General features: G+C 48.9%; 3 protein-coding genes. All 3 read right to left on the minus strand.

The annotated features are described in order from the left end of the window. Positions 1–843 (minus strand): amidohydrolase family protein (locus WEIDD23_RS08675; protein ID WP_156469615.1); only part of this gene is annotated, 843 nt, incomplete at its 3' end. A gap of 54 nt (positions 844–897) precedes the next feature. Beyond that, positions 898–1,767, minus strand: a complete 870-nt coding sequence (locus WEIDD23_RS08680) for an IMP dehydrogenase (RefSeq protein ID WP_010372902.1) — start codon at positions 1,765–1,767, stop codon at positions 898–900. Between the two features lie 13 nt (positions 1,768–1,780). Continuing rightward, the coding region (locus WEIDD23_RS08685; protein ID WP_197458861.1) for an IMP dehydrogenase at positions 1,781–2,197 on the minus strand (417 nt) is incomplete at its 5' end.

A 2,197-nucleotide genomic window follows, 5' to 3' on the forward strand; every position in this document is an offset into this window, starting at 1 on the left:
ATGTGCCACCGCTACACGTACACTATGATCAATCGAGCCATTTTCAACAATATCAACACTTGTCTTATCATCCGTTGCAAAGGAGAAACGCTGTTGATTAGTTGCCGTAATTGCCGGTAGAATCGCAACTTCATCTTGTTCAACCGTCCCTTCACGCACAAGTACATGCATCCCAAGATTGACCCGATCAAGCGCCGAGGCAGCATCCGTTGCTTCGTGATCCGTCGAAATCCCCACGGCCCGATAATCAGCCAGTTGCGTCGCTGTCAAGCCGGCCCCGTGTCCATCGACTGGTTTATGTGCTGCCAAAGCATCGGCAATCTTTTGTTGCATGTCAGCATCATGATTAGCTACCGCCGGATAATCCATCACTTCAGCAAGGCCACCGACAACCGCATCTGCATAAAATGGTCGCAAGTCACTTGCGGTTAATTTAGCCCCCGTGCGTTCGAACGCCGTGGCCGGAACCGAAGACGGCAACATCACGTGATAGTTAAATGGTGTTCGCTTTGCTTCATCAAGCATATATTGCACAGCCGCTGCACCAGCCACATTGGCAATCTCATGCGGATCGATGAACGCACGGGTCACACCATGTTGTAACAACACGGTGGCCAAGGTCGTTGGTGCAAAGGTTGTGCTTTCAACGTGCATATGCGTATCAATCAAACCCGGAATAATAAACTTACCAGCGGCATCAAAAGTAGTTAATGCCTCGTACGCCGTTGTGTCACCCCTAAAAACGATTCGGTCTTGCGCAATCCAAAGCGTTTCGGGTTCAAACGTTTGTGAAAATACATTTAATACCTGACCATTAATAATTTTTAAATCGACTGTCGTCATCTTTTCTTCCTTATATACAATAAAGTGCGGTGTCACCACCGCACGTAACGTCACTTAATTTTTAGCGTAGTTTGGCGCATCTTTTGTCAACTCCACATCGTGTGGGTGACTCTCAGCTAAACCAGCCGCCGTGATTTGCACAAATTGTGCTTCTTCACGAAGTTGATTAATTGTCGCCGCTCCTGTGTAACCCATACCAGAACGCAGACCGCCGGCAATTTGGAAAAGATTATCTGTCAGGTCACCCGTCATGATTTGATCATCAACCATCGTGGCAATCGCCCCAGCCGCAATGGCTTTAACAATATCACCTGAGTAACGAATGCCAGCACCCAAGATGACGGCGGCATCAAATTCGGCGGCCAATTCAGCAAATGCCAGCGTTGTTGTCACTGTATAGACCGGTTGGCCTGGTGTAGGCGCCACAACAAGTGCATCGATGCCTGTCGCCAATACCTGGCGGGCAATCGCTTCATCAGCGACTGGACCGACTAAAATTGTCAACGGCGGCACTTGTTGCGCCAGTAACTTGAGTGATTCAATAGCCAAATCAAGTTGATCATCCAATTCGTAATAGATGACGCTTGCGCCAGCCGCATGTAATGTCACGGCTGTTTCAAACGCGTCAGGCGCATTACGGACCGCCACCCCAATTGTCTTCGCCTCATCGGCAGCTCGTAAATCTTGAACATCTTGTAGTTGCGTTTCCCCCGCTGGCAAAATTGCCAGTGCACCGTTTTCTGAAAATTGTTGTGCAACTTGCTTATCAGTCATCGCCGGTGCCCCAATCACTGGCAATGCCAAGGCAACAGTTGGTGACAGCTGCGTTCCCAATACAACCGAATTTGGTAAGACGTCAGATGCACGAGGCACCAACAACACTTGATCCAAACTTAACCCTGTCGTAACCGTTTCTGTCGTCATTTTGATGTTCCCCCTATTGTTCTGCCACGATGCGTGCGACTTGTGGCAAATGCGTGTAATCGATATCAGCCTTATCATTGTGAAGGTGGCCGGCTGTTGCCGCCTGACGAATTGAATTAACACCTGCAGCGCCAAGACCACGTCGAACATCGACCATCACTTGATTTAGGACATCCGTTAGCGCACCCTTGTATGCCGTACGCGCTTCAATCCCTTCAGGAACCATTTTATTTGCTTCATTAACTTCGCCTTGGAAGTAACGATCTTTTGAACCGTTTTCCATGGCAGCAATTGACCCCATCCCACGGTATGACTTGTATTGATAACCAGTGTGTTCATCAGTAAACACCTCACCTGGTGCTTCAAGCGTGCCGGCCAACATCGACCCCAACATGACCGCATTACCACCTGAAATAAGTGCCTTCACAAT

The sequence above is a fragment of the Weissella sp. DD23 genome, assembly GCF_001579105.1.
GTDB lineage: Bacteria > Bacillota > Bacilli > Lactobacillales > Lactobacillaceae > Weissella > Weissella cibaria.

What these genes read in the sequence shown, in the direction of transcription:
- WEIDD23_RS08680 (WP_010372902.1), bottom strand. Translation starts at nt 1,767, where the DNA reads ATGACGACAGAAACGGTTACGACAGGGTTAAGTTTGGATCAAGTGTTG.